Source organism: Paradesertivirga mongoliensis (genome assembly GCF_024436395.1).
Classification (GTDB): domain Bacteria; phylum Bacteroidota; class Bacteroidia; order Sphingobacteriales; family Sphingobacteriaceae; genus Paradesertivirga; species Paradesertivirga mongoliensis.
The window spans coordinates 311,492-334,988 of the sequence record NZ_JAFMZO010000003.1 but is presented as its reverse complement, the minus strand read 5'-3'; the positions used below and the strand labels follow the sequence as shown (position 1 = coordinate 334,988).

The window sequence follows — 23,497 nt, the reverse complement described above, 5'->3', positions numbered from 1 at the left end:
TAATGATTACCGGGGCGGTTGCCGCACAGGCCTATCAGCTTCACCGACACCTTGATAATTCAGACGAAGTTGTTTTCGCAGATTCGGCAGATGTTCCGATGATATCAAAAAGCAGCAAATTTCTTAAAATCCCTTCCGGGGATTCCGCTGCTTTTGCTCATTCTCTGCTAAGCATGTGTCTTGACCACGGAATAGAAAAGGTTTATCCCTTAAGAAAGAACGAGCTGTTGCCGCTTGCCGAAGCCAGAACGCTATTTGATGAATACGGGATCCAGCTAATTGTTCCTGAAAAGGACCTGATCTCCTCACTATTAAATAAAGGTGTTAAAGGACAGATTGTAATTCGGGAAGGTTCTGATGAAATGCCTGATAGAGGAATTTTTGTGGTTAGTCCGCAAGGAACAGAGCTTCAACTATTCACCGCTGATTAAATGACATACGCTGAGCTGCCTGCCGAGAAAAAGGCATTTATATTCGAGTTAGACGACGTGCTTTATCCTAAAAAGGATTACGATTTGCAGGTTTACTACCTGTTTGCCACTTTTCTGGAGTACCAGGAAGCTTTCCCCCCGGCTAACGATCTGGTGGCATTTATGAAAAAAGTGTACGAAAACCATGGCCCGGATAGGATCTTCGATAAGGCCAGAGAAGTGTATGCTTTCGACGAAAAGTACAGAGAAAACTTTCAACGCCTTCATAGCGAAGCCAAATTGCCCCTTAAGCTACTGCTTTATAAGGATGTTCTGAGCCTTTTACAAGATATAGTTGTAGACCGAAAGCAGATTTTTATCGTTACGGGAGGAAATCCCTTACAGCAACTAAATAAGATCAAACATACCGAATGGCATGGGCTCGAACAATTTCTAAAGGTTTACTTTGCTGACGAGATTGGTCCTAAACCAAACCCAGAGGTGCTGCAGCATTTAATGCAGGAAAATGATTTGCAGCCGCATGATTTACTGATAGTTGGATCGAGCAGTACAGATGAAATATTTGCGTCGACAGTTGGTATTGATTATCTTGCTGTTGCCGAATTTATTCAACAATAACCACCAGGGCTGGGCGTTTTGGCTCAATACATAACACACAATGCAGAATATTTACACACCACATTTTTTTATAAAACTCGTACTGGTCAGCTTTATCTCGCTGGGGCTTTTCGGTTCCTGCAAAAAAGATAAATATAAGGCCAGAGCAGAGGCTCGTGACTCAGCTTATCTTATCACTAAGGATATTTATTTATGGCCCGAAAAGCTTCCGTCGATCTCCAGCTTTAAACCTCGGAACTCCCCTGATATTTATGCCGTGATGGAGAAGGTAAAGACGTATCAACCCTTAGATAAATGGAGTTTCGCGGAAACAAAGGAAGAAACGGAGCTTAGTCAGAAAAGTTCGGCCGACGATTTTGGTTTCATGGTAAAGTTTGGGTTTGAAAGTAATACGGATATAAGGGTGATATATGTATACAGTGCTTCAAGCGCTGGGTTGGCAGGGGTAAAGCGTACGTGGCGGGTCAATAAAATTAACGGACGGGTTATTAATCGCAGTGTGCAGGCCGATGTGGATTATATCAATGAAATTTTCTTTGGAACACCGTCTTCTGCTGAATTTGAATTTATAAAACCCGACGGAACCACGGTGTCCCGCACTCTCAGCAAGTCGACTTATGTGCTTAATACGGTTCTTTACTCCAATGTTTATCTCAGGGGAGCCAAAAAGATAGGATATTTTGTGTATAACCAGTTTGCTGCGGAGACCTCGGTTACTGAAATAGTAAACACGATGACAAACTTCCAGAATCAGGGAGTAAACGAGATTATTGTTGACCTGCGGTATAATCGGGGAGGTCTTGTGTCGACTCATGATACCCTTGCAAACTTCCTTGCTCCAAAGAAAGTTGGCAGGGATCAGACGATAATGTATACTTTTCAGATGAACCAGAAGTATAGTTCCTGGAACGAGACTAACAAGTTCCGGAAAGTGGGGGACCTTGATCTGCCACGGGTGGTCTTTATCGTTTCGCCTTCGTCTGCTTCAGCTAGTGAATTGCTGATCAATAACCTGAATCCGGTTATGGAGGTAAAATTGGTTGGCGACAGAAATACATATGGAAAGCCTGTTGGGTTTTTTCCGATTCCGGTATACGAGTATAATATTTATCCGGTATCGTTTAAAACGGTAAACAGTTCCGGTAAAGCAGACTTTTACTCGGGATTTCCTGTACATAAGCAGGTGTCTGATGACCTGAATCATGACTTTGGAGATGAGAACGAGGCTAATCTGAAAGAGGCCTTGTATTATATTACAAACAACTCTTTTACCCCCAGTCAGGCGGCCCGCGTTTCCTCAGTTAGCGGTTCGGGATCTAAAACCTTAAGAGAAGCAAACGCAGAAATTGATGCGAATATACCTTCGGTTACGATTGAAAACAGGCCTTCTCGCATGCCACTCTGGATTAAGCGTTTGCAGCAATAGAAATTGTCGTGAAAAAGACATAATTTTAGCAATAGCTTTCAACTTTTAAGCTCTGATATATGAGGATTGTAAACCGCACGTTAGTAAACTTCGTATAGAACATTAAAGCAGAGCTTATTAGTGATTATGAGAAAAATGAATTTAAAACGGAGTTTCAGTGCGACTTTTTTGACCGTTCTGCTCCTGAATATCATTCTGGCGGGTTGTAAGAAAGATTTGCCTGCCGATCCCGAATCTCAGCCTACTGGCACGCCGGTAGTTAGCGGCAAAATTGAAACACCGATAGATAACGCACCCACAACAGGCACAAGGGATGAGCTTACCCGTGACTCTATTTTTTTATACGCCCGGCAAATTTATTTATGGTGGGATGATGTGCCCGACTATGGTACTTTTAAGCCTAGAAATTATAGTTCTTTCTCGAACGAAATTTATGCGATAACTCGCTTTGGAACGAATCCTGCAACGGGGAAACCTTATGAGTTTAGCGCCGATGTTGATGGCTCAGATTCTAATGATCCCAAGTATTCATATTTTACAGATGTTACCGATAAAAATCCCCTGGCATATATCCCCGGAAAAAAGAGTTCGGTTGATTTGCTGGGAAATGGCTTTGATTTTGGATTGCTGGTAAGGCCGTATGGCTCGTCATCTTCTTATACTATCTATGTTCAGGCCGTTTATCCGAGTTCTCCAGCCGAAAAAGCCGGTTTTAAACGCGGCGACAGATTTGATATCATAAACGACAAAAAGATTGGCACCAACTATAGCGGCGAATATTCATTTTTCTACAATGCCTTATTCAATAGCTCTGCTGTAAAATTACAGGGAACTACCAGCGCTGGTACATCCTTCAGCCGTTCGTTGAATCGTGCTTCATATAAAAGCAGTCCGATATATAAAGATTCCGTATACACTTCGGGTGATAAAAAGATAGGATACCTTGCTTATGCCAGATTCTCGGATTACGATAATTCGGTGCCCGAGTTTACCCGTGTTTTTAATAAGTTTGCCCAGAGTGGTATTACCGACCTGATCGTGGATCTGCGGTACAATGGCGGAGGGTACGTCAATACGGCAGAATATCTTATCAATTACATTGCGCCGAGCAGTCTTAACGGTAAGGTGATGTATACAGAATATTACAACGAATTAATGCAGGCAGACAAAGCCACTATTCTGAAAAAGCAGCCGCTGCTGGATGCAAATGACAAACCCCGATATCAAAACGGCAGACTCGTTACTTATGCCGATGTAGATTATAGCGTTGCAGAAAATACAAACCATTTTGCCAAAAAAGGTTCTGTTAATACCATTAAGAACGTTGTTTTTATCGTTAGCGAAAGCACCGCATCCGCAAGCGAACTGGTCATCAACAGCCTTAAACCTTATATGAATGTGAAGATTGTTGGTTCAACCACATACGGAAAGCCCGTAGGATTTTTTCCTGTTAGGATTGATAAATATGATGTGTATTTCAGCATGTTCGAAACCCGCAATTCCAAAAATGAAGGAGGCTATTTTGCCGGCTTTGTTCCCGATACGCAGGACCCTAAGGCAATCACTGATAATCCGACGGATAATGATAATCCTAATTACGATTTCGGAGACCTTCGGGAGAGATCTTTTCTGGCGGCTTATAACTATCTCACAAAGGGTTCTTTTACGGCGCAGGCTGGTTCCGCAAGTGTTCTTGCCCAAAAAATGCAGGTGCTTACTTTAGGCGATAAAGATCTGGGTGATACTGAGTTTAAAGGGATGATTCAGGAACCTCACAGGCTTAAGCTGAAGTTTTAACTATCCTGACGTTACTCTAAGAAATTTTTGGTTTGTGACGATACAGGGAAGAAACCACCCCTTAATCCCCTCCTTGAAAAAAGGAGGGGATAGTGCTTTAGCTGGTGCAACCGTTAGTTAGCCTGATCGATTTGTATACCCTCTTTAGACGATTTGTCAGCTCTCTTTTTCAAGGGTGGGATTCCGCCAACTGCCGGAGTAAGTACTCTAGTGATTTCAGCTGCCTGCCCGGTTTTTCTATTGCATAATCTTTTTGTTCTTCAGCGACTCCTGTATCGTAATGCTTTTATCAATGTTTTGGATCACTTCCAAAATTGAGGCGACAGCATTCTGGTAAAACTCCTTATTTATCCTCGAGTAATCATCAGCAGGCTTATGATAGTCAGCATGATCCTCCACCCCAAAATATAAAAACGGAATATTTTTGGCATGAAATGCCCCCTGATCGCTTTGGTTGGTCCAGTCATCACGGCCCAGCTTCGGATCGTCGTGGCCTAAAAGAATTTTTATGTTGGGGTTACCTGTAACTACATAGTTCTTTAGTAATGGATAATGAAAAGTACCAACAGCGTATAGTTCGTTCTTGTCACTTCGGCTTATCATGTCCATATTGATATTGAACTTGATTTTCGAAAGCTCAACACTGGGGTTTCCCACAAAAGCTTTTGCACCCTGCAAGCCAGCTTCTTCAGCATCAAAAGCAGCGAATATAAGCGTGTGTTCGGGTTGGTTTTTCGAGAAGAATTGTGCTATGGCCAGCAATCCTCCAACTCCGGAGGCATTGTCGTCGGCGCCGTTATAAATTTCTCCGTCAATCACTCCAACATGGTCATAATGAGCAGAAATCACTATGGCGTCTTCTTTTTTACCTCTGATGTAAGCGATCAGATTAGCTCCATCGGTCGTTTCTCCGGCCCGGTTTTTAAACGTAAATTCCTTTTTGTAGTCGTTATTAAAAGCCTGTAAGCCAATTTCTTCAAAGCGTTTGATGATATACGCAGCCGCCATTTTATTTTCCGCAGTACCCGTTTTTCTGCCTTTATATTTATCGGACGAAAGTTCCTGGACATCACTGAACAACTGATGCTGTTTGATGCTTTTTGAACATCCAGGATGGATGAAAATTAATAAGGAAAAAAAGAGGAAGATTTTCATAGTGCTTGTTTGAACGGTTTCTTAATGAGCATAAACTCTGCCAAGATCTTCTTAGGCCACTTCCCGTAAATCAACAGCTACCACTCTTGAAATACCCTGCTCTATCATCGTTACTCCGTAAATAATGTCTGTGCTCGCGATAGTTCTTTTATTATGTGATACGATGATAAACTGAGATTCGCTAGAAAATTTTCTGATAATGTTGTTGAACTTGTCGATGTTCGTGTCGTCTAGTGGAGCATCAACCTCATCGAAAATACAGAAAGGGGCCGGTTTAAGCAGGTACAAGGCAAAAAGCAGCGCAGTCGCGGTAAGCGTTTTTTCTCCCCCGGATAACTGATTTATTGATAGGGGCCGCTTTCCTTTTGGCCTCGCAATAATATCTATATCAGCTTCAAGCGGATTTTCGGGGTTACTTAAGATCAGGTCACAGTTATCTTCTTCATTAAAAAGGGAACGGAACACCCGGATGAAGTTTTCACGTACGTTAGTAAACGATACCATGAATTTCTCCCTTGCTGTATCGTCTATTTCTTTGATGGTTTCGAGGAGGGATACTTTGGCAGTGATCAGATCCTGTTTTTGATTTTGGATGAAGGTGAAACGTTCGTTCATTTCCCGATATGCTTCCATAGCCATGGGATTGATTCCTCCAAAGTCGTCGAGTTGCTGTTTGATTCGTTCTGTTTTTACCCGTAATGATTCTTCGCTATCCTCTTCCGGGATCTCGGCATCAAGTAAATCATTTATATCTATTGAAAATTCAATGGATAATCGCTCTTTTAAAGCATTGAGTTCGAGCTTTAAGCTGGTTTTTTTATCTTTAAGTTCATTGCCGATCAGTTCAGCCTGCTCTTTGTTCTTCCTTAATTCAGATATAGAATTTTCGGTCTCGGTGATGAGGTTTTTGGCTTTATAATAATCCTGTTCGCCCTCGCTGAGCCCCTTCTCAAATTCCTCCTTTTGAACATACATGCTGATCAGGTCTTCGTCAGAATGATCCACATGTTGTAAGGTGTCGGTAATTTCGGCTTTCGTTTTATTCAGTTCGGTAGTGTTCAGTTCAATTTTTGATTCCAGGCTTCTTTGCTGGCTGTCGCGGTATTCAAGATCTTTTTCAATTCCTGATACTTTATTTTGCTGCTGATGGAAGCGGATATTTTCCTGATTGAAGGCAGTCGATTTTTCAGTTACCAAATCGGCAAGCTGGTGGTAGGCTTGCTGCTTTTCAATTAACAAGTTCCCTGCCTCTAATTTCTTCGACCGGAATTCAGCTAATTTGGGTTCAGCCCGCAAAAATTCTTCTTCAATCGACTTGATCTTGGTTTCAATATCTTTCTTCCGATTCTGACTGTTTTGAATAAACTCCGCATATTGCTCCTGACGGGTTTTCAAAGATATCAGCTCGTTATTCAGTCGGCTTAGTTCCTGCTGCAAGGCAAGAATATCCTGTTTTTTTAAGGAAGCTTTGAGGCTCACCACTTTTTGGCTCTCCAATTCTATTGAAGTCCGTAAAGAGCCAATCGAACTTTCAATGGAGCGGATTTCTTTAGCTAAATTTTCGAGGTTTTTTGCCCGCCCTATTCGTTTTCCTTCAAACAGTCCAACCGACCCGCCCGACATGCTGATTCTGTTCTTGCTGAATTTTCCGCTACCGCTTAAAACCACCATATTGCTTTCGGGCAAAATATTCACCAGCTCTTCCTCATCGCCGGTGATAGAGAGATACACGTTTTTTAGCAGGCAGCGGCAAAGCCGGTGATATTTTTCGTCAACATCTACAATGCTCAAAGCCGAGATATAATTGCTGCTGGCAATTACAAGTTCCTCCGGCTCAGGATTCTGCTCAATGGCCTCGAGTATAAAGAAGTTCGCCCTGCCTTTAGACGAGTCGCTTAATAATTTGATGGCTTGAATAGCTTCCAACTGCGTGTCTACCACGTAGTGATTCATTACGGGCTCCAGGTAATTTTCTATCGCAATGCGATATTCTTCTTTACAAAACAAAACATCCGAAAATAGTGGAGCTTGTTTCGCCCAGCCCGTGCTCTTCTTTAAAAACCGGATCGACTCCGGAAAGCCTTCGAGGTTATCGACAAGCGATTTTATTAAATTATACTCGTTCTGTTTTGCATCCAGCTTCCGGCTTTCCTTCGATAGCTTTTCTTTGTGCTGACTAATAGACTCTTCGGTGTTAGATATCTGAAACTGGACGTCTTCTTCAATCTGAATTAATTTGTCCGTCTGAATCTGCTTGTCATTAACTTTTACCTCTATCTCGGCGATGGCCTTATTGAACTCATCAAGCTCGGCCTCTTTCGATTCTGTATCTGTAGCGTTCCGGTTAATCTCCTGCAGCAATGCGTCTTTCTGAATATTTAGTACCGTTAATTCTTTTTCAGCATTATACAGTTGATTTTGAAGCTCATTATTTTCTTTAACCAGATTGTCAACCCCAGCTTTAGACGAAGCTTGCTGAACCCTTAACTCATCTAATTCTTCTTTCTTTTCGCCAAGGCTTACTTTTATCCCGTTTAATTGTTCAGACTCCAAAAACTGTTCCTCGTTAAGGCGTTTAACGTTGTAAAGAACGTGGTTAAGCTGATTCTTGTCTTTCTCGAGCTCTTCACTTACCCGCTTTTCTTTTTCCTGAAGGAAGCGCAGTTGCTCATTTTTGATCTTTTTCTCGCTTTCATAGGCCCGGATTTTCTGAGTGAACTCATTAGTGGCTTTCTGCTGAGTTGCGAGGTTTTTCTCTTTTGTTAAAGCATCCGTTTTCTGCTGCTGAAGGGTTGCCTCCAGCACATCTATCCGGGTTGTGATTTCTGTTTTCTCAACAGAGTGCTTTAACTCCTGTTCGTCCAGTTTCTCGAGCGATTCTCTGAATCCGATTATCTTAAAAGAGGCAAGCATAATGCTCAGAGCCTTATATTGTTCCTTTAACTTATAATAGCGCTCAGCTTTTTTTGCCTGGTTCTCGAGGGTTTTCAGATTTTTTTCTATCTCGAAAAGCAGGTCTTCTACGCGGCTTAGATCAGCTTCCGTTTCTTTGAGTTTACTGAATGTTTGCTTTTTTCTAAGTTTATACTTTGAAATGCCTGATGCTTCTTCGAACAACGCTCTTCGCGACCCTTCTTTATTTGCAATAATCTCGTCGATCATTTTAAGTTCGATAATAGAGTAGGAGTCGGCTCCGATACCCGTGTCGAGAAACAGATCTGTAATGTCTTTTAGCCGGCACTGGACGTCGTTTAGCCTGTATTCACTTTCTCCGCTGCGATAAAGCTTTCGGGTAATAGTAACCTGCGAATAATCTGTAGGGAGGATGTTTTTTGTATTGTCGAAGGTTAAGGAAACTTCGGCGAGCTGAGAGGGTTTGCGCGTTTTAGTTCCGTTGAAAATGATATTCTCCATCTTCTCCGATCGAAGCATGCGGGTGCTTTGCTCTCCTAAAACCCAGCGAATTGCATCGACCACATTCGATTTTCCGCAGCCGTTCGGACCCACAATCGCTGTAACGCCTTCGTTAAAATTGATTGTTATTCTGTCTCCAAAGCTTTTGAAGCCTTTTATTTCCAGCCGGTTTAATTGCATCTCTCTCTTATACGCCAGGGGCTATACTCATCAGTATTCGAAATAGCAATTTAGGGATTTTTATAGAAGTTTGATGTATTTTTTTACCGCTAAAATCTTAATTTGTTGTACTTTGGTTGTATGGAAGAGATGTTACCATTTCTGGCAGGGCTTGCATATATGGCCTATAAATTTTATACCAATTTCCAGAAGGGGCAGGAGGAAGCACGTAATCGTAATCCATCTCAACCGTATCCCGAAGAATCCCGGGATAGCTATCCCGAATGGGTTGAGCCAGAGCCGGTATATGTTCCTGCTCCACCGGTAGCTGAACAGCATGAGCCTCAGAAATATAATGAGCCGCGTTACGAGCCGGCCTATAGAGAGCCAAGAGTGGAAAAGCAGGTCAAAGAGCCTCTTTACCGGGAAGAGATGTCTGCCATTCCCACAAAAATAGAATTAGAGAATCCGGAGATACCCGTTGAAGAGGTTATAAGAAATAAGGCTCTTCATATGCCGCATAAACACCACTTTGTAGCAAGTCAGGAGGAAGAGATTTTTTATTCTGACTTCGACTTTAAAGACGCAATAGTAAAGGAAGCTATTTTAAATCGTCCTCAGTATTAATGTTATCTAATTGCGTGATTGCGCTCGGAACAATCTCCGACTGCGAAAATCTGTTAGCTAACATCGGGTAAATAATGATGTCTGATTAAATCGTCTTCATCATTGATTGAATAAATGGCATTGTTATTAAGCATAACGATTCGTTCGCTGATCTTTAAAAGAGGGTGGTAAAGATGATCAGTAAGTATAATCCCTTTTTGTTGAGACGATAATAAAATTGCCTCCTGAATCAGCTCTATTTGTAAGGGAGATATTCCCGAAAAAGGCTCGTCAAGTAAGATGTAAGGAGCGGCGCGACTTAAGATCCACAAACATTCAAGAAACTTCAGCTCTCCTCCGGATAAGTGATTTACAGTATTTGCATTGATCTTGTTTAGATACGAAAGAATAGGGGCAGTGAGTAGTTTTGGCGAAACTTCAGAGAGGAGCTGTCTTACTTTAAAGAAAGATGGAAGAAAGCTTTGTTGCGGAAGGTAGGCGATTTTTTTGCTCGTATTGCCTCTGATAACTATCTCTTCGTCGATTCTTAGGTGCATAAAGTCGGCTTTAACCGAGCCAAATATAATTTTCAATAAGGTAGATTTTCCTGAGCCGTTTCTGCCGAGCAACCCTACCACTTCACCTTTCCTGCAATTTAAATAGCAGCCCGACAGGATGTTCCTCGTTCCGAAGCTTTTAGTTACACTGTCGATTTCAAGCATAATTCTTTACAAACTTGATCGATATAATGAAAGTGGTTAATACAAGGAAATCAATAATTGACACGCATAGTAGGATTTTTCTGACTGAAAACCCGAGGTTTTGGAAATAAGCAGAATTCTTCTTTATGGATGGAATAAAAAGAAAAATAAGCGCTGCCAGCACAATCACTTTGGTCAGGATCGCTAAAGATGCATAACCTGTCTCGGTATAGACAAGCAGAGCAAGAAGGCTCGAAGCGATAAAACTCAGACGGTGTAAACGATAGAAAGTGAGGTAGGTTCCCATCAACTGCGATGTATCATTATCGCAATATGGCGAAATTTACGGGAACAAAAAAGGCCTGCATTGTGCAAGCCTTTTTGGATATATTTTAATTTTTGATTATCCCAGATAAGATTTCAAAATCTTACTTCTTGAGGTATGGCGAAGACGTTGAAGCGCCTTGTCTTTAATTTGTCTTACCCGTTCGCGGGTAAGGTTAAATTTCTCACCTATTTCTTCAAGAGACAAAGGATGATTGCTTCCTAATCCAAAGAAAAGAACAATAATTTCACGCTCGCGCTCTGTAAGCGTTTGCAATGAACGTTTTATTTCTTCCGACAAAGATTCATCGATCAGGTTGCTGTCCGTGCTCTGTTCGCCGTTTTCCAATACATCTAACAAAGTGTTTTCTTCACCCTGAACAAAAGGCGCATCCATGGATACATGCCGGCCCGAGTTACTCAAGGTATCAGATATCTTGTCAACAGTTGTCTCAAGAGTATCAGCTAACTCCTCAGGAGAAGGCTCGCGCTCGTATTCCTGCTCAAGCTTAGAAAACGCCTTGCTTATTTTACTTAATGAACCTACCTGATTCAATGGTAAACGAACAATACGCGACTGCTCGGCAATAGCTTGCAGGATTGACTGACGTATCCACCATACAGCATATGAGATGAATTTAAATCCTTTGGTTTCATCAAAGCGTTTTGCAGCTTTAATCAGACCTAAATTTCCTTCATTTATAAGGTCACCTAAAGTAAGTCCTTGATTTTGATATTGTTTAGCGACAGAAACTACGAAACGTAAGTTTGTTTTTGTTAGGCGTTCAAGTGCCGCCTGATCGCCTTCGCGAATTTTCTGAGCAAGAATTACTTCTTCCTCAGCTGTAATTAAGTCTACTTTACCAATTTCGTGTAAGTATTTGTCGAGAGATTGCGACTCACGATTGGTAATGGATTGTGTTATTTTGAGTTGTCTCATTTAAAGTACGATACCCCTTTCTTAAAAAGCGTGTGCAAAGTTATAAATATTGTTAAACTTTAACGGGAAATAGGTAGAAAAGTTGTAATAAAATTATTCTAAAATCAAAGTGTTTGTTAACAAAAATCGTTCCATATAAGTCGGAAACACGGTTTTTGTGAGGTTGAGATGACAAATCGTACAACAAAGTGGTAAATAGGAGCTTGCAGTTTTCTTTTAACGAAAGTTTTTATTATGACCTGATCTCGGGAAATTTTATATTTCGTTAAGCTTGAATGTTTCTCCCAGCCGAATGCCCTTCTCTGTCTCTACCAGCGTACAACATTCATTAACCGCGTCATGTTCCATAAAAAGGATATAATCGTTTTGTAAAGCTTCCTTCAAAAATACCTTTTTCTCGTCCATTGCCATTAATGGATATACATCATAACCAGCAACGTATGGGATTGGGATATGCCCAGCAGTGGGAATTAAATCGGCTGCAAATAAAATGGTTCTCCCCTTATATACAACTTGCGGAAGCATCATTGCGTCAGTGTGTCCATAGGCGAAATTCGTCTTGATGGAGCCGATTAACTCGTTATTATCCCGGTCGATGAATTTTAACTGCCCGCTTTCTTCAAGGGGAAGGATATTTTCTTTTAAAAAAGACGCCTTTTCTCTGTCATTCGGATAAATTGCCCAGTCCCAGTGTTGCGTATTGCTCCAATAGGTGGCATTTTTAAATGCAGGGACCAGCTTTTGGTCGACTCGCTCTACGGCTCCACCTGAGTGATCGAGATGCAAATGAGTTAAAAATACATCGGTAATATCATCTTTTGAAAAGCCGTGTTTGGATAATGATTTCTCTAAAGAATCGTCCCCATGTAAATAATAATAGCTGAGAAACTTTTCACTTTGTTTATTTCCAATGCCGGTATCCACTAAAACCAACCGGTTCCCATCTTCGATCAGCAAAGAACGCATAGCCAGGCTGCATAGGTTATTCTCGTCAGCGGGATTCGTTTTGCTCCAGATACTTTTCGGAACAACACCAAACATCGCACCGCCATCCAGCTTAAAATAACCAGTCTCTATCGAATACAGGTTCATTTATTTCGAAGCGAGTTTTAAACCAAGGATAGAGCCAATTAACAAAAACAGGAAGAATAGCCGCCAAAAATCTGAGGGCTCCTTGAACATAAAAATGCCCACTATCACCGAGCCGGCAGCTCCGATGCCCGTCCAGACTGCATAGGCGGTACCCATGGGAAGGGTCTGAATGGCTTTATTAAGCAGAATAAAGCTCAATGTAATACAGATAAAAAAACCGATACTCCAGCTAAGTTTGCTGAAGTTATTTGATAGTTTTAAACAGGTAGTAAAACCTATTTCAAATAAACCACCAAGAATGAGATATATCCAGGCCATAAAGAATGTTTTAGTTTGGATGCGTAATGGCTTCGGGCAAGTTTAATAAAAAAAACCTGCCATTTGGCAGGTTTTTAAGTAAAAGCTTTCACCTTACAAATGTATCACTTCACCGTAAGCATCGGCGGCAGCTTCCATGATCGCTTCGCTCATAGTTGGGTGAGGGTGTACGGTTTTTACGATATCCATACCGGTAGTTTCGAGCTTGCGTGCTACCACCACTTCGGCAATCATTTCGGTAACATTGGCTCCAATTAAATGAGCTCCCAAAAATTCTCCGTATTTCGCGTCAAAAATTACTTTTACAAAACCATCTTTCGTGCCTGCAGCACTCGCTTTGCCAGAAGCGGAAAAAGGGAATTTGCCGACTTTTATCTCATATCCAGCTTCTTTTGCTGCTTTTTCAGTATAACCCACCGAAGCAATTTCAGGCGAGCAATAAGTACATCCCGGAATATTGTTGTAATTTAATGGTTCGGGATGGTGCCCTGCAATTTTTTCTACACAAATAATTCCTTCGGCGGAAGCCACGTGTGCTAGCGCTTGTCCGCCAACGATATCTCCGATAGCATAAACGCCCTCTATATTTGTTTTGTAGAATGGATCAACCACTACACGGCCACGGTCGGTTTTTACACCAGTTTCTTCAAGACCGAGGTTCTCAATATTAGGAGTGATTCCCACTGCAGAAAGAACGATATCAGCTTCTAAAGTTTCAGTTCCTCCGGCGGTTTTAACTTGCGCTTTGCATCCATTTCCTGATGTGTCTACCGACTCAACATTGGCGTTTGTTAAAATGCTGATTCCTGCTTTTTTAAGGCTTCGTTCCAATTGTTTCGAAATTTCTTCGTCTTCAACCGGAACAATGCGGTCCATAAATTCAACCACAGTAACTTTTGTTCCTAATGCGTTATAGAAGTAGGCGAATTCGATTCCAATAGCTCCAGATCCGACAACGATCATGCTTTTCGGTTGTTCGGGCAGGTTCATCGCCTGACGGTAACCAATTACCTTTTTGCCGTCTTGTTTAAGATTTGGTAATTCTCGTGAACGGGCGCCAGTTGCCAGGATAGTGTGTTTAGCAGTATATTCTTTTGATGAGCCATCGGCCGCTTTAACGTCAACTTTTCCGCCTTTTTTAATTTTAGCGGTGCCCATAATGACATCTATCTTATTTTTTTTCATCAGGAACTGAATTCCCTTGCTCATTCCATCTGCAACACCCCGACTACGTTTAATTACGGCGCCAAAATCAGCTTCGCCACCTTGTACCTTTATTCCGTAATCAGCTGCGTGATTAATATATTCGAAAACCTGTGCGCTTTTTAGAAGAGCTTTTGTTGGGATACATCCCCAGTTAAGGCAAATCCCGCCAAGCGATTCGCGTTCAATAATAGCGGTTTTTAAGCCGAGTTGCGAAGCTCTGATGGCCGCTACATAACCTCCGGGGCCGCTTCCAATAACGATTAAGTCGTAATTCATGAGAATTCTAGTTAAATTTTTTTGACCGGGCCAAATCTACGAATTGTAGGGGGGTTTTTAGGTATAAATTCTCTTGTTAAGGACATGTTAACTAAACTTTTTCACAAATGGGAAAAAACAATGTTCGTTTTTAACAAAAACGAACGTTTATTAGAATATTAATTAAAAAACCTTTTGCTTGTTGTTAAGTTTTTATTAATTGAAGGTTTTGGATTAGATAATGTAAAAACCGATTTCTACCTTTATGAAATATAAAATCACAGGCAGTTTATGAGGAGGTATTTACTTATTACATTTTTGATGCTAATTAGTGCTGCAAGATTGGATGCACAAGTCACTTCAGGCAGCTTAACCGGGACGGTAAAAGATGACGATGGTGAACCGCTAATTGGAGCTACTATTAAGGCAACTCATCAGCCGACGGGAACTGCTTACGGCTCAACGACTAACACCGAAGGGCGTTATACGATACCGAATATGCGGGTCGGTGGGCCATATGTTGTCACTATTTCTTACTTGGGATTTGCGACTGAAACAAAAAACAACATTTCGATTCAACTAGGCGAACCGTATTTATTAAATCAGGTATTGCGTACAGGCGAAGTAGGACTGAAGGAAGTTGTGGTTGTTGGAACTCGCGATAATATATTTAACAGCCGCCGCACCGGTGCTTCTACAAGTGTAAGCAGAGAGCAGATTGAGGAGTTGCCAACCCTTAATCGATCATTGTCTGACTATTGGCGCCTGACCCCACAATCAAATGGAAACTCTTTTGGTGGCCAAAACAGCAGGTTTAATAATATCACAATAGATGGTGCTGTAAATAATGATGTGTTTGCCGCATCAAGTACCGCTATTACACCTGGTAGCGGTTCCAATACTCAGCCTATTTCACTAGATGCAATACAAGAGATACAGGTCGTACTAGCTCCTTATGATGTATCGTATGGTAACTTTACCGGTGCAGGTGTGAATGCAGTTACACGTTCTGGAACAAATAAATTTGAAGGCTCGGCCTATTTCTATACTAGAAGCGAAAAGACTGTTGGTAAGCAGCCTAATGGATTAAAAGCCAACGAATTTACAAACGGACAATATGGCTTCAGACTTGGTGGGCCCGTAGTTAAAGACAAACTATTCTTCTTTGTGAATGGTGAACTAGGCAGGATAGAATCTCCAAGCGTACTAAACGCTGGCGATCCGGGTGCCTTGCTAACTGTGGCTCAAGCTCAGGATATAGCAACGTCGGTGCAAACCAAATATGGATATGATGTTGGTGGTTTCGGTGTTATTCCTACTAAAACTCAAAGTGATAAAGTATTCGGACGTTTAGATTGGAATATTAATAGCAAAAATCAGTTAATGCTTCGCCACAACTATATAAAAGCGTTCGACGATGCGTTTACACGTACTGCAAATAACTTTCGGTTTGGAAATAACGGCGGGCGTAATAATAACACGCAGCACATATCTGTTCTTGAATTGAGAAGCTCAATCTCAAAAAGTTTGTCGAATAACTTGATTATCGGTTACAGCACTGTAAGAGATGCAAGAAGTACTTTTGGAGGCTTATTTCCCCATGTTCAGATAAATAATATCAATGGAAGTTCCTCCAATCAGCTAAACTTTGGTTCTGAGAGAAGCAGCACATCAAATCAATTAGATCAGGACATTCTGGAATTAACTGACAATTTTAAGGTCTTTCTGGGTAACCATACGCTAACTTTTGGTACACATAATGAGTTTTTTAAATTCAGGAACCTCTTTGTTAACAACCGGTATGGTTATTGGCAATTCAACAGTCTTGAAGACTTTAATAATAATAAACCCTTAACTGCCGAGTCCACCACCCCTATAACAAGCAACCCTGGCGAAGCTAATTTTTCTGCAGCTCAATTAGGGTTTTATTGGCAGGATGAGATGCTCGCCACACCAAATCTAAAGTTAACCATTGGTTTTCGTGTAGATATTCCGGTGTTCAATCAGACTCCCGAGAGGAATCCATTAGCTGAGACGGCGTTTGGGTACAAAACAAACATAACTCCAAAAAGCTCTCCTATACCTTCACCGCGCTTTGGTTTCAATTATGATGTTTTTGGAAATAAAAAGCTTCAGCTTCGTGGCGGTACAGGATTGTTTACTGGAAGAGTGCCATTTGTTTGGCTGTCAAACCAGTTTACAAATAACGGAGTGTTGTTTGCAACCGTTAACCAACGGAACCCGGGCCCTGCAACGTTTGAGCCAGACCCTCAAAAGCAGTCGACGGTAGGAGGGCCTGTTTCGACCTATGAATTGAATTTAGTGGGTGAGAATTTTTTATTGCCTCAAACCTTCAGATCTAACTTTGCCGCCGATTTTAAATTGCCTGGTGGTATTGTTACTACCCTTGAAGCGATTTATAATAAAACGATGAACGGTATCAGCTATTCTGATATCAACATTAAAGGTCGAACAGGGACTTTGAACCCTGCTTTATCGGGTGGAAACGATTTACGCCCAACTTATGGGGGCAAGGTTAGTTCAACTGTTACAAATGCTATTCTGTTGACGAACACAAGTAGAGGCTCGTCTTATACATACACAGCCCAATTGCAAAAGGCATTTAATTTCGGTCTTAATACATCGATTGCTTATACTTATGGAGAAGCCAGGGACATCAACGGCGGAACCAGCTCAACTGCCCGATCAAACTGGCAGTTTAATCAGATCGTTCTTGATGCGAATAATCCGCAACTTGATTACTCGAGATGGGATTTAAGGCACAGAATCGTTGGAAGTCTAAATTATGGTGTTCAATATGGAAAAAATAAGTTGTTTGGTACTACCTTCTCCATGTTTTATGCGGGCAGGTCGGGCGAGCCGGTATCCTACGTTTATAACGGAGATTTAAATGGAGACGGTGCTAATCAAAACGACTTAATCTACGTTCCAAGAACAGCTTCTGAAATTAAGTTGGTGCCTTTATCAGCCTCTGGGTCAAATCCGGCACTCACTACTGCTCAGCAATGGGATGAGTTGAATTCATTTATTGAAAACGATCCTTATTTGCGAGGAAGAAGAGGCCAGTACGTTGAGCGCTTTGGTGCAAGAATGCCTTGGCAACATGCTTTTGATGTAAGGTTATTGCAAGATTTGGGTGGTTTGGTAAAAGGTACTACGAATAGAATTCAGCTTTCTGTTGATGTGTTTAACGTTGGCAATCTGATTAATAAGGAATGGGGTAGAGGCTATTCTCTGGGCAATAACGCTTCAACTTTAATAAATTATTCAACCAGTGGCGGAGGCGGATTCACCTTCAGGTCTCCTAACGGCGGTACTGCCTATCAGGTAAGTCAAACCAGTTCGAGATGGGAAGCGCAATTTGGTGTAAGGTATATCTTTAATTAAACAAGAGATCAAACTAAACAGAAAGCCCCGCCATTTCGGCAGGGCTTTCTGTTTAATGCGTTTTTTATTGATATGTGAACTTTCCAAACTCTGAGGTTATGGTAACCTGTTTCTGCTCTGCGCTCTCTACCCTCCCCACAATCTGCGCATCAATATTAAAGCTTTCAGAAATATTAATAATGTCGCCAGCAATTTCCTCAGGTACATAAATTTCCATACGGTGCCCCATATTAAACACCTTATACATCTCTTCCCAACTAGTGCCTGATTGTTCCTGAATTAATTTAAAAAGAGGAGGGATAGGGAAGAGATTATCTTTAATAATATGCAAATTGTCGACAAAATGGAGTACTTTGGTTTGCGCTCCACCACTGCAATGTACCATGCCATTTATGTGAGAGCGATGTTTGTCGAGAATAGTTTTGATAACCGGAGCATAGGTGCGGGTAGGAGACAGAACCAGCTTTCCTGCTGAGATGCTTTTTCCATTACCGATCTCAATTTCATCAGTGAGCTTTTTATTTCCGGCAAAGACCAACTCATAAGGCACAGCCGCATCGTAGCTTTCCGGATATTTTTCGGCCACATATTTATGAAAAACATCGTGCCGGGCGGATGTTAAGCCGTTGGAGCCCATACCGCCGTTGTATTCTTTTTCGTAAGACGTTTGCCCGTACGAGCTTAAGCCTACAATAACATTGCCTGCTTTAATTCTGTCGTTCGAAACCACCTCATCTCGTTTCATGCGGCAGGTTACAGTAGAATCCACAATAATGGTGCGTACAAGGTCTCCTACGTCGGCCGTTTCGCCCCCGGTCGAATAGATGCCTATTCCAAGCTCACGCAATTCGGCTAAAATTTCTTCAGTACCGTTAATGATCTCTGCAATCACTTCCCCGGGAATAAGGTTTTTATTTCTTCCTATGGTAGATGAGAGTAAAATGTTATCTGTTGCGCCGACGCATAACAGATCGTCCAGATTCATAATAATAGCGTCCTGTGCAATTCCTCTCCATACGGAAATATCGCCGGTTTCTTTCCAGTAGATATAGGCTAATGACGATTTTGTGCCTGCCCCGTCGGCATGCATGATATTGCACCAATCCTTATCTCCACCCAAAATATCCGGGATGATTTTGCAGAATGCTTTTGGAAATAAGCCCTTGTCAATGTTTTTTATGGCATTATGAACATCTTCTTTACCGGCGGAAACGCCACGCTGATTGTATTTAAGATCTGACATCGGCGCAAAAATAGGACTTAGATATGAGATATCAGATATGAGATGTGAGATAGTACGGGATATCAGACTGTTCGGAACCAGTTTAACCTATCGTTCGAATCCTTTGCAGGATACGGTAAAACAAGAAAGTCCCGCATTTACGCGAGACTTTCTCTATAATATTAGTTCAGACTATTTAATAAATAGTAGTTCTCTGAATTTTGGCAAAGGCCATTTATTATCTGCTACCACTTGCTCAAGCTTGTCAACATGATAGCGGATTTGCTCAAAGTGCGATTTTACATTTTCATCGTAAGCGATGGCTTTATCGCGAGTGCTCTCAATAACGTTGGCCTTTTTCCGTTCATCAACCATGGCGCGCACATCGGAGCTAATTGTATTAATATGCTCTGAGATTTTAGAGATGATTTCAACCTGTGCTGTGTAGGTTTCTTTACCTAAACCAATTTCTTTCAGGCCTTTTACGTTATCTATTAATTCGGTTTGATAAGAGATTGCAGCAGGAATAATCACGTTGTTAACCATTTCCCCCATTACACGTGCTTCGATCTGAAGTTTCTTGTAGTAGTTCTCCAAAAGGATGTCGTGGCGGGCATGGGCTTCACGTTTGCTGTAAACACCCATGTCTTCGAATAACTTCTGAGTTTTATCAGACACTAAAGCATCAAGAGCTTTTGGAGTGGTTTTAATATTCGATAAACCTCTTCCTTCTGCTTCCTGTGCCCATTCGTCGCTATAGCCGTTTCCTTCAAAGCGGATGGCTTTAGATTCTTTGATGTAACGTTTGATCACAGTCATCAAAGCCACATCTTTTTTCTCGCCTTTTTTAAGAAGTTTGTCAACCTCAAATTTGAATTTATTTAGCTGCTCAGCAACGATCGTGTTTAACACAGTCATCGGATCCGCAGAATTTGCCGAAGAACCTACTGCACGTAACTCGAATTTATTTCCTGTAAAGGCAAACGGAGATGTACGGTTGCGGTCGGTGTTGTCTAATAAAATTTGAGGTACTTTAGGAATATTCGTCCATAAAGCATTTTCCTGTTTCATTTTTGAGGTTACACGAGACGACTCTATTTCGTCCAGTACCTGACTTAGCTGGCTACCCAGGAAAATCGAAATAATGGCCGGAGGAGCCTCATTCGCCCCAAGGCGATGGTCATTGTTAACAGATGCGATAGACGCTCTCAACAAATCTGCATGCTCATAAACAGCTCTGATAGTGTTCACGAAAAATGTTAGGAACATCAGGTTGTTTTTCGGCGTTTTTCCTGGTGAAAGTAAGTTTTTGCCGGTGTTGGTAATTAGCGACCAGTTATTATGTTTACCAGAGCCGTTTATTCCTGCGAAAGGCTTTTCGTGTAATAATACTTTAAAGTTATGGCGACGGGCCACTTTATCCATGATGTCCATCAACAACTGATTGTGGTCGATGGCTAGGTTAATTTCCTCGTATAAGGGTGCGCACTCGAACTGAGACGGAGCAACCTCATTATGGCGGGTTTTTAAAGGTATACCGAGTTTAATCGATTCAACCTCGAGATCTTGCATATAAGCGAGCACACGCTCAGGAATAGAACCGAAATAGTGGTCTTCCAGTTGCTGGTTCTTAGCCGACATGTGGCCAAAAAGTGCTCTTCCTGTTAAGTGCAGGTCGGGACGGGCATTGAATAAAGCCAGATCAACCAAAAAATATTCTTGTTCGATACCTAAAGAAGCGTTTACCTTTTCAATCCCTTTATCAAAATACTGTGCAACTCCAACGGCAGCTTTATCCAGAGCCGAAAGCGCTTTTAACAATGGAGCCTTATAATCTAAAGCCTCACCTGTGTAAGCAATAAACACAGTAGGTATACAAAGCGTGCTTCCTATAATAAATGCCGGGGATGAAGGATCCCATGCAGTATATCCGCGTGCTTCGAATGTACTTCTGATTCCTCCGTTTGGAAAGCTCGATGCATCCGGTTCTTGTTGTGCTAAAGCGTCGCCAGAAAATTTCTCCATCGCCATACCATCATGACTTGGTTCAAAAAACGAATCGTGTTTTTCTGCCGTTGATCCTGTTAAGGGTTGAAACCAGTGGGTGTAATGAGTGGCACCCAAACTAATTGCCCAGGACTTCATCGCCGCAGCCACTTGTTCAGCAACGTCTCTTTCAATAGATGCACCATGGATAATAGAATCATTTACACTATCCATTGCTTCCTCTGAAAGGAATTCTTTCATTTTCTTTTTATCGAAAACATTGCAGGCATAGATTTCTGATAGCTTTGCCGGAAGCTTTACCTCGGGTACATTTCTGGTTAAAACGGTATTGAGCGCTTGAAAACGAAGACTCGACATGATATAATTTTGGTTTTTTGTGTTAAATGTTAAATAAAAGCATCGAATTGTGCCTCAAAGATTTGCATTTTATGGCATTCATCCAATTAATGTTTAAAAAAAGCGCCAAAATTAATTTGCTGTTTATCGATTTGGTCGAAATTTAGACTGTCGAGGCGCGGCACCATCAGGCTTTTTTCCTTGCTGCCACAAGGCCGTCTAAAGGCTGAGAGATGCTCCGGTCAAAAACCCGCTGTTCAAAAAAATCTTTTCGGTTAAGTATGGAATAGAAAGCGCTTCTCCATCTATAAAGAAAAGACAACCTTATGTTCAGCCTCAAATCAACTATTTATCAAACCGAGTGGCTCGATTTGGTATTTGCAAACCGCAACAAAAGTTATGGCGCTTACGAACTTAGACAGAATTACAACAAGCGGCTTGCAATGTCGCTGCTTATTGTATCGTTCGGTGTTTCGTTGCTGGTAGCGTATCCACTGCTTAAGCAAAAGGTTTTGAGCAAGCCTATAGCAGACATTGTCACTGAGCCAGACCCAGAGAAAATTATAGTAGTAGACTTGCCGCCACCCATCCCGCCGAAGGTAGAAGCGCCTGCGCCAGCCGCAGCGATACCAAAGACCGAAGCTATTAAACTGGAAACTAAGCGGTTTGTGACACCGGTTGTTGTTAGTACGCAGGATGCCGTTGAACCACCTACTGTTGATGAACTGGAACATTCCGTTATAAGCAATATAGACTCTAAAGGAGAGGCGGCGGCAAAAGATCTTAATCCGATAAAATCAGGCACCGGAAATGGACAAGGAACACAAGGGGCTGGTGCTGAGGGAAATAATGAGCCGGTCTCTGTCGCTTTGCTGGCGGAATATCCAGAATTTCCTGGCGGGATGGAAGCCTTTGCAAAATTTCTGCAAAGGAACTTGAAATACCCGGTTCGGGCAGCTGAAGCCGGAGTTTCCGGAAAAGTCTTTGTGAGTTTTATCGTGGAGCGGGATGGCCAACTTACAGATATTAAAGTGTTACGAGGAATTGGCTATGGATGCGATGAAGAGGCGGCACGGGTACTTAAAAAGTCACCGGCCTGGAAGCCAGGTATTCAAAACGACAGAAAGGTAAGGGTGCAATATACTATACCGCTAAGTTTTCAATTGGGAGAGTAAAGAAATTTGGTTCTATGATTGTGAAGGCTTCATCCAAAAAGGTGAGGCCTTTCTTTTATATTGAAAAACGACCCTTCATTTCCGCATTTTTTCTAGTTTTACAGCGTTCTTAACTCCTGCTAGCTCAAAGCAAACCTGGATAAGGTAAAACAGTTAAATTAGCTCAAATATATGGCTGATCTTTTTCATTTCAAGCAGTTTTCGATTGATCAATCCGGCTGCGGAATGAAGATAAATACTGATGGTGTGTTACTTGGGGCTCTTGTTCAGTCGGGCGATCCCGATTCGATACTTGATATTGGAACCGGTACCGGAGTAATTGCATTGATGCTTGCGCAGCGGGTTTTCCGCGCTCAGATAGAAGCTATTGAAATTGACCAGGCCGCTTATGAAACGGCCTTAATGAATTTTAATAATTCGAGATTTTCAGACAGATTAAAAGTACATAACAATTCCTTTCAAAACTTTTCCCAAGAACACCCTGATAAGCGATATGATTTAATTGTCAGCAATCCACCATTCTTTCTAAATTCTTTGGTAAACCCTAATCAGCAGAAAAAGCAGGCACGGCATACCAACTATGAATTTTTTGAAGAACTGGTAATGTTTGCCAGCCAGCATCTTACAGCAGGTGGTACGCTCTGTCTTGTCCTTCCAGTTGCTATCGCAGAAAAAGTTACCCAGCTCGCGGCCTTACAGGGACTTTATCCAGAAAGCCAGATCGATGTGAAATCCTTTGCGAATAATGAACCTCACCGTTCTATTATTTCGCTGGGATATGAAAAGGAGGGATTTACGAAACGTGACTTTGTGATTTATCGGGGGCAGAAAGAATACTCTGCCGAGTATCGCAAAGCCTTGAGAGACTTCCTGACCATATTTTAGTTAAACCCGCCAGTTTTTAACT

Annotated in this window: 18 protein-coding genes; 8 read left to right on the top strand and 10 right to left on the bottom strand. The window is 41.7% G+C overall.

Annotated features, from left to right (window positions below; translation table 11 throughout):
• Positions 1-2: 2 nt before the first annotated feature.
• The 4 genes from J3P43_RS12685 (at position 3) to J3P43_RS12670 (ending at position 4,272) form a co-directional block, all read left to right on the top strand.
• On the top strand, positions 3-431 hold the full coding sequence (locus J3P43_RS12685) for an ATP-grasp domain-containing protein (protein ID WP_255902933.1): 429 nt from the start codon (positions 3-5) through the stop codon (positions 429-431).
• A complete protein-coding gene (locus tag J3P43_RS12680) occupies positions 432-1,049 on the top strand; it encodes an HAD hydrolase-like protein (protein ID WP_255902932.1) in 618 nt (205 codons plus the stop codon). It abuts the gene before it with no gap.
• Positions 1,050-1,089: 40 nt separating this feature from the next.
• Positions 1,090-2,475: a S41 family peptidase gene (locus J3P43_RS12675; protein ID WP_255902931.1), complete on the top strand. Its 1,386-nt coding sequence runs from the start codon at positions 1,090-1,092 to the stop codon at positions 2,473-2,475.
• A gap of 135 nt (positions 2,476-2,610) precedes the next feature.
• Complete coding sequence (locus tag J3P43_RS12670) at positions 2,611-4,272, top strand: S41 family peptidase (RefSeq protein WP_255902930.1); 1,662 nt, start codon at positions 2,611-2,613, stop codon at positions 4,270-4,272.
• 237 nt (positions 4,273-4,509) lie between these two features.
• Here J3P43_RS12670 and J3P43_RS12665 read toward each other — a convergent pair whose 3' ends face one another.
• Together J3P43_RS12665 and smc are read right to left on the bottom strand one after the other, a co-directional pair.
• Positions 4,510-5,427, bottom strand: a complete 918-nt coding sequence (locus tag J3P43_RS12665; protein WP_255902929.1) for a M28 family peptidase — start codon at positions 5,425-5,427, stop codon at positions 4,510-4,512.
• Between the two features lie 51 nt (positions 5,428-5,478).
• Positions 5,479-9,021: a chromosome segregation protein SMC gene (smc, locus tag J3P43_RS12660; RefSeq protein WP_255902928.1), complete on the bottom strand. Its 3,543-nt coding sequence runs from the start codon at positions 9,019-9,021 to the stop codon at positions 5,479-5,481.
• Between the two features lie 120 nt (positions 9,022-9,141).
• Between smc and J3P43_RS12655 the strand changes: the two genes are divergently transcribed.
• Positions 9,142-9,627, top strand: a complete 486-nt coding sequence (locus J3P43_RS12655) for a hypothetical protein (protein ID WP_255902927.1) — start codon at positions 9,142-9,144, stop codon at positions 9,625-9,627.
• Positions 9,628-9,680: 53 nt separating this feature from the next.
• Here the strand turns inward: J3P43_RS12655 and J3P43_RS12650 are convergent, their stop codons facing one another.
• The 6 genes from J3P43_RS12650 to lpdA form a co-directional block, all read right to left on the bottom strand.
• Entirely contained in the window at positions 9,681-10,328 is a 648-nt protein-coding gene (locus J3P43_RS12650) for an ATP-binding cassette domain-containing protein (RefSeq protein WP_255902926.1), read from the bottom strand.
• Positions 10,321-10,614, bottom strand: a complete 294-nt coding sequence (locus tag J3P43_RS12645) for a hypothetical protein (protein WP_255902925.1) — start codon at positions 10,612-10,614, stop codon at positions 10,321-10,323. Before J3P43_RS12645 ends, J3P43_RS12650 begins: the two co-directional genes overlap by 8 nt.
• A gap of 96 nt (positions 10,615-10,710) precedes the next feature.
• On the bottom strand, positions 10,711-11,571 hold the full coding sequence (locus J3P43_RS12640; RefSeq protein WP_255902924.1) for a sigma-70 family RNA polymerase sigma factor: 861 nt from the start codon (positions 11,569-11,571) through the stop codon (positions 10,711-10,713).
• A gap of 255 nt (positions 11,572-11,826) precedes the next feature.
• A complete protein-coding gene (locus tag J3P43_RS12635) occupies positions 11,827-12,663 on the bottom strand; it encodes an MBL fold metallo-hydrolase (RefSeq protein ID WP_255902923.1) in 837 nt (278 codons plus the stop codon).
• Positions 12,664-12,981: a DMT family transporter gene (locus J3P43_RS12630; protein ID WP_255902922.1), complete on the bottom strand. Its 318-nt coding sequence runs from the start codon at positions 12,979-12,981 to the stop codon at positions 12,664-12,666.
• A 93-nt stretch (positions 12,982-13,074) separates the two neighbouring features.
• A complete protein-coding gene (gene lpdA, locus J3P43_RS12625) occupies positions 13,075-14,463 on the bottom strand; it encodes a dihydrolipoyl dehydrogenase (protein WP_255902921.1) in 1,389 nt (462 codons plus the stop codon).
• Positions 14,464-14,733: 270 nt separating this feature from the next.
• On the opposite strand from lpdA, the gene J3P43_RS12620 reads away from it, so the two are divergent.
• Positions 14,734-17,850, top strand: coding sequence for a TonB-dependent receptor (locus tag J3P43_RS12620; RefSeq protein WP_255902920.1), 3,117 nt, complete (start codon positions 14,734-14,736; stop codon positions 17,848-17,850).
• A 64-nt stretch (positions 17,851-17,914) separates the two neighbouring features.
• Here J3P43_RS12620 and J3P43_RS12615 read toward each other — a convergent pair whose 3' ends face one another.
• Positions 17,915-19,093: an AIR synthase related protein gene (locus J3P43_RS12615; protein ID WP_255902919.1), complete on the bottom strand. Its 1,179-nt coding sequence runs from the start codon at positions 19,091-19,093 to the stop codon at positions 17,915-17,917.
• A gap of 171 nt (positions 19,094-19,264) precedes the next feature.
• Positions 19,265-21,436 carry a glutamine synthetase III family protein gene (locus J3P43_RS12610; RefSeq protein WP_255902918.1) on the bottom strand — a complete coding sequence of 724 codons (2,172 nt, stop codon included), beginning with the start codon at positions 21,434-21,436 and terminating at the stop codon, positions 19,265-19,267.
• 305 nt (positions 21,437-21,741) lie between these two features.
• Here J3P43_RS12610 and J3P43_RS12605 point away from each other — a divergent pair, with 305 nt between their 5' ends.
• Positions 21,742-22,590 carry an energy transducer TonB gene (locus J3P43_RS12605; protein ID WP_255902917.1) on the top strand — a complete coding sequence of 283 codons (849 nt, stop codon included), beginning with the start codon at positions 21,742-21,744 and terminating at the stop codon, positions 22,588-22,590.
• 171 nt (positions 22,591-22,761) lie between these two features.
• Positions 22,762-23,475, top strand: coding sequence for a tRNA1(Val) (adenine(37)-N6)-methyltransferase (locus J3P43_RS12600; protein WP_255902916.1), 714 nt, complete (start codon positions 22,762-22,764; stop codon positions 23,473-23,475).
• Positions 23,476-23,497 lie beyond the last annotated feature (22 nt).

Excerpts from the sequence above, each read along its gene's own strand:
- J3P43_RS12685 (WP_255902933.1), top strand. The coding sequence starts at position 3 with ATGATTACCGGGGCGGTTGCCGCACAGGCCTATCAGCTTCACCGACAC.
- J3P43_RS12680 (WP_255902932.1), top strand. The coding sequence starts at position 432 with ATGACATACGCTGAGCTGCCTGCCGAGAAAAAGGCATTTATATTCGAG.
- J3P43_RS12675 (WP_255902931.1), top strand. The coding sequence starts at position 1,090 with ATGCAGAATATTTACACACCACATTTTTTTATAAAACTCGTACTGGTC.
- J3P43_RS12670 (WP_255902930.1), top strand. The coding sequence starts at position 2,611 with ATGAATTTAAAACGGAGTTTCAGTGCGACTTTTTTGACCGTTCTGCTC.
- J3P43_RS12665 (WP_255902929.1), bottom strand. The coding sequence starts at position 5,427 with ATGAAAATCTTCCTCTTTTTTTCCTTATTAATTTTCATCCATCCTGGA.
- smc (WP_255902928.1), bottom strand. The coding sequence starts at position 9,021 with ATGCAATTAAACCGGCTGGAAATAAAAGGCTTCAAAAGCTTTGGAGAC.
- J3P43_RS12655 (WP_255902927.1), top strand. The coding sequence starts at position 9,142 with ATGGAAGAGATGTTACCATTTCTGGCAGGGCTTGCATATATGGCCTAT.
- J3P43_RS12650 (WP_255902926.1), bottom strand. The coding sequence starts at position 10,328 with ATGCTTGAAATCGACAGTGTAACTAAAAGCTTCGGAACGAGGAACATC.
- J3P43_RS12645 (WP_255902925.1), bottom strand. The coding sequence starts at position 10,614 with ATGGGAACCTACCTCACTTTCTATCGTTTACACCGTCTGAGTTTTATC.
- J3P43_RS12640 (WP_255902924.1), bottom strand. The coding sequence starts at position 11,571 with ATGAGACAACTCAAAATAACACAATCCATTACCAATCGTGAGTCGCAA.
- J3P43_RS12635 (WP_255902923.1), bottom strand. The coding sequence starts at position 12,663 with ATGAACCTGTATTCGATAGAGACTGGTTATTTTAAGCTGGATGGCGGT.
- J3P43_RS12630 (WP_255902922.1), bottom strand. The coding sequence starts at position 12,981 with ATGGCCTGGATATATCTCATTCTTGGTGGTTTATTTGAAATAGGTTTT.
- lpdA (WP_255902921.1), bottom strand. The coding sequence starts at position 14,463 with ATGAATTACGACTTAATCGTTATTGGAAGCGGCCCCGGAGGTTATGTA.
- J3P43_RS12620 (WP_255902920.1), top strand. The coding sequence starts at position 14,734 with ATGAGGAGGTATTTACTTATTACATTTTTGATGCTAATTAGTGCTGCA.
- J3P43_RS12615 (WP_255902919.1), bottom strand. The coding sequence starts at position 19,093 with ATGTCAGATCTTAAATACAATCAGCGTGGCGTTTCCGCCGGTAAAGAA.
- J3P43_RS12610 (WP_255902918.1), bottom strand. The coding sequence starts at position 21,436 with ATGTCGAGTCTTCGTTTTCAAGCGCTCAATACCGTTTTAACCAGAAAT.
- J3P43_RS12605 (WP_255902917.1), top strand. The coding sequence starts at position 21,742 with ATGTTCAGCCTCAAATCAACTATTTATCAAACCGAGTGGCTCGATTTG.
- J3P43_RS12600 (WP_255902916.1), top strand. The coding sequence starts at position 22,762 with ATGGCTGATCTTTTTCATTTCAAGCAGTTTTCGATTGATCAATCCGGC.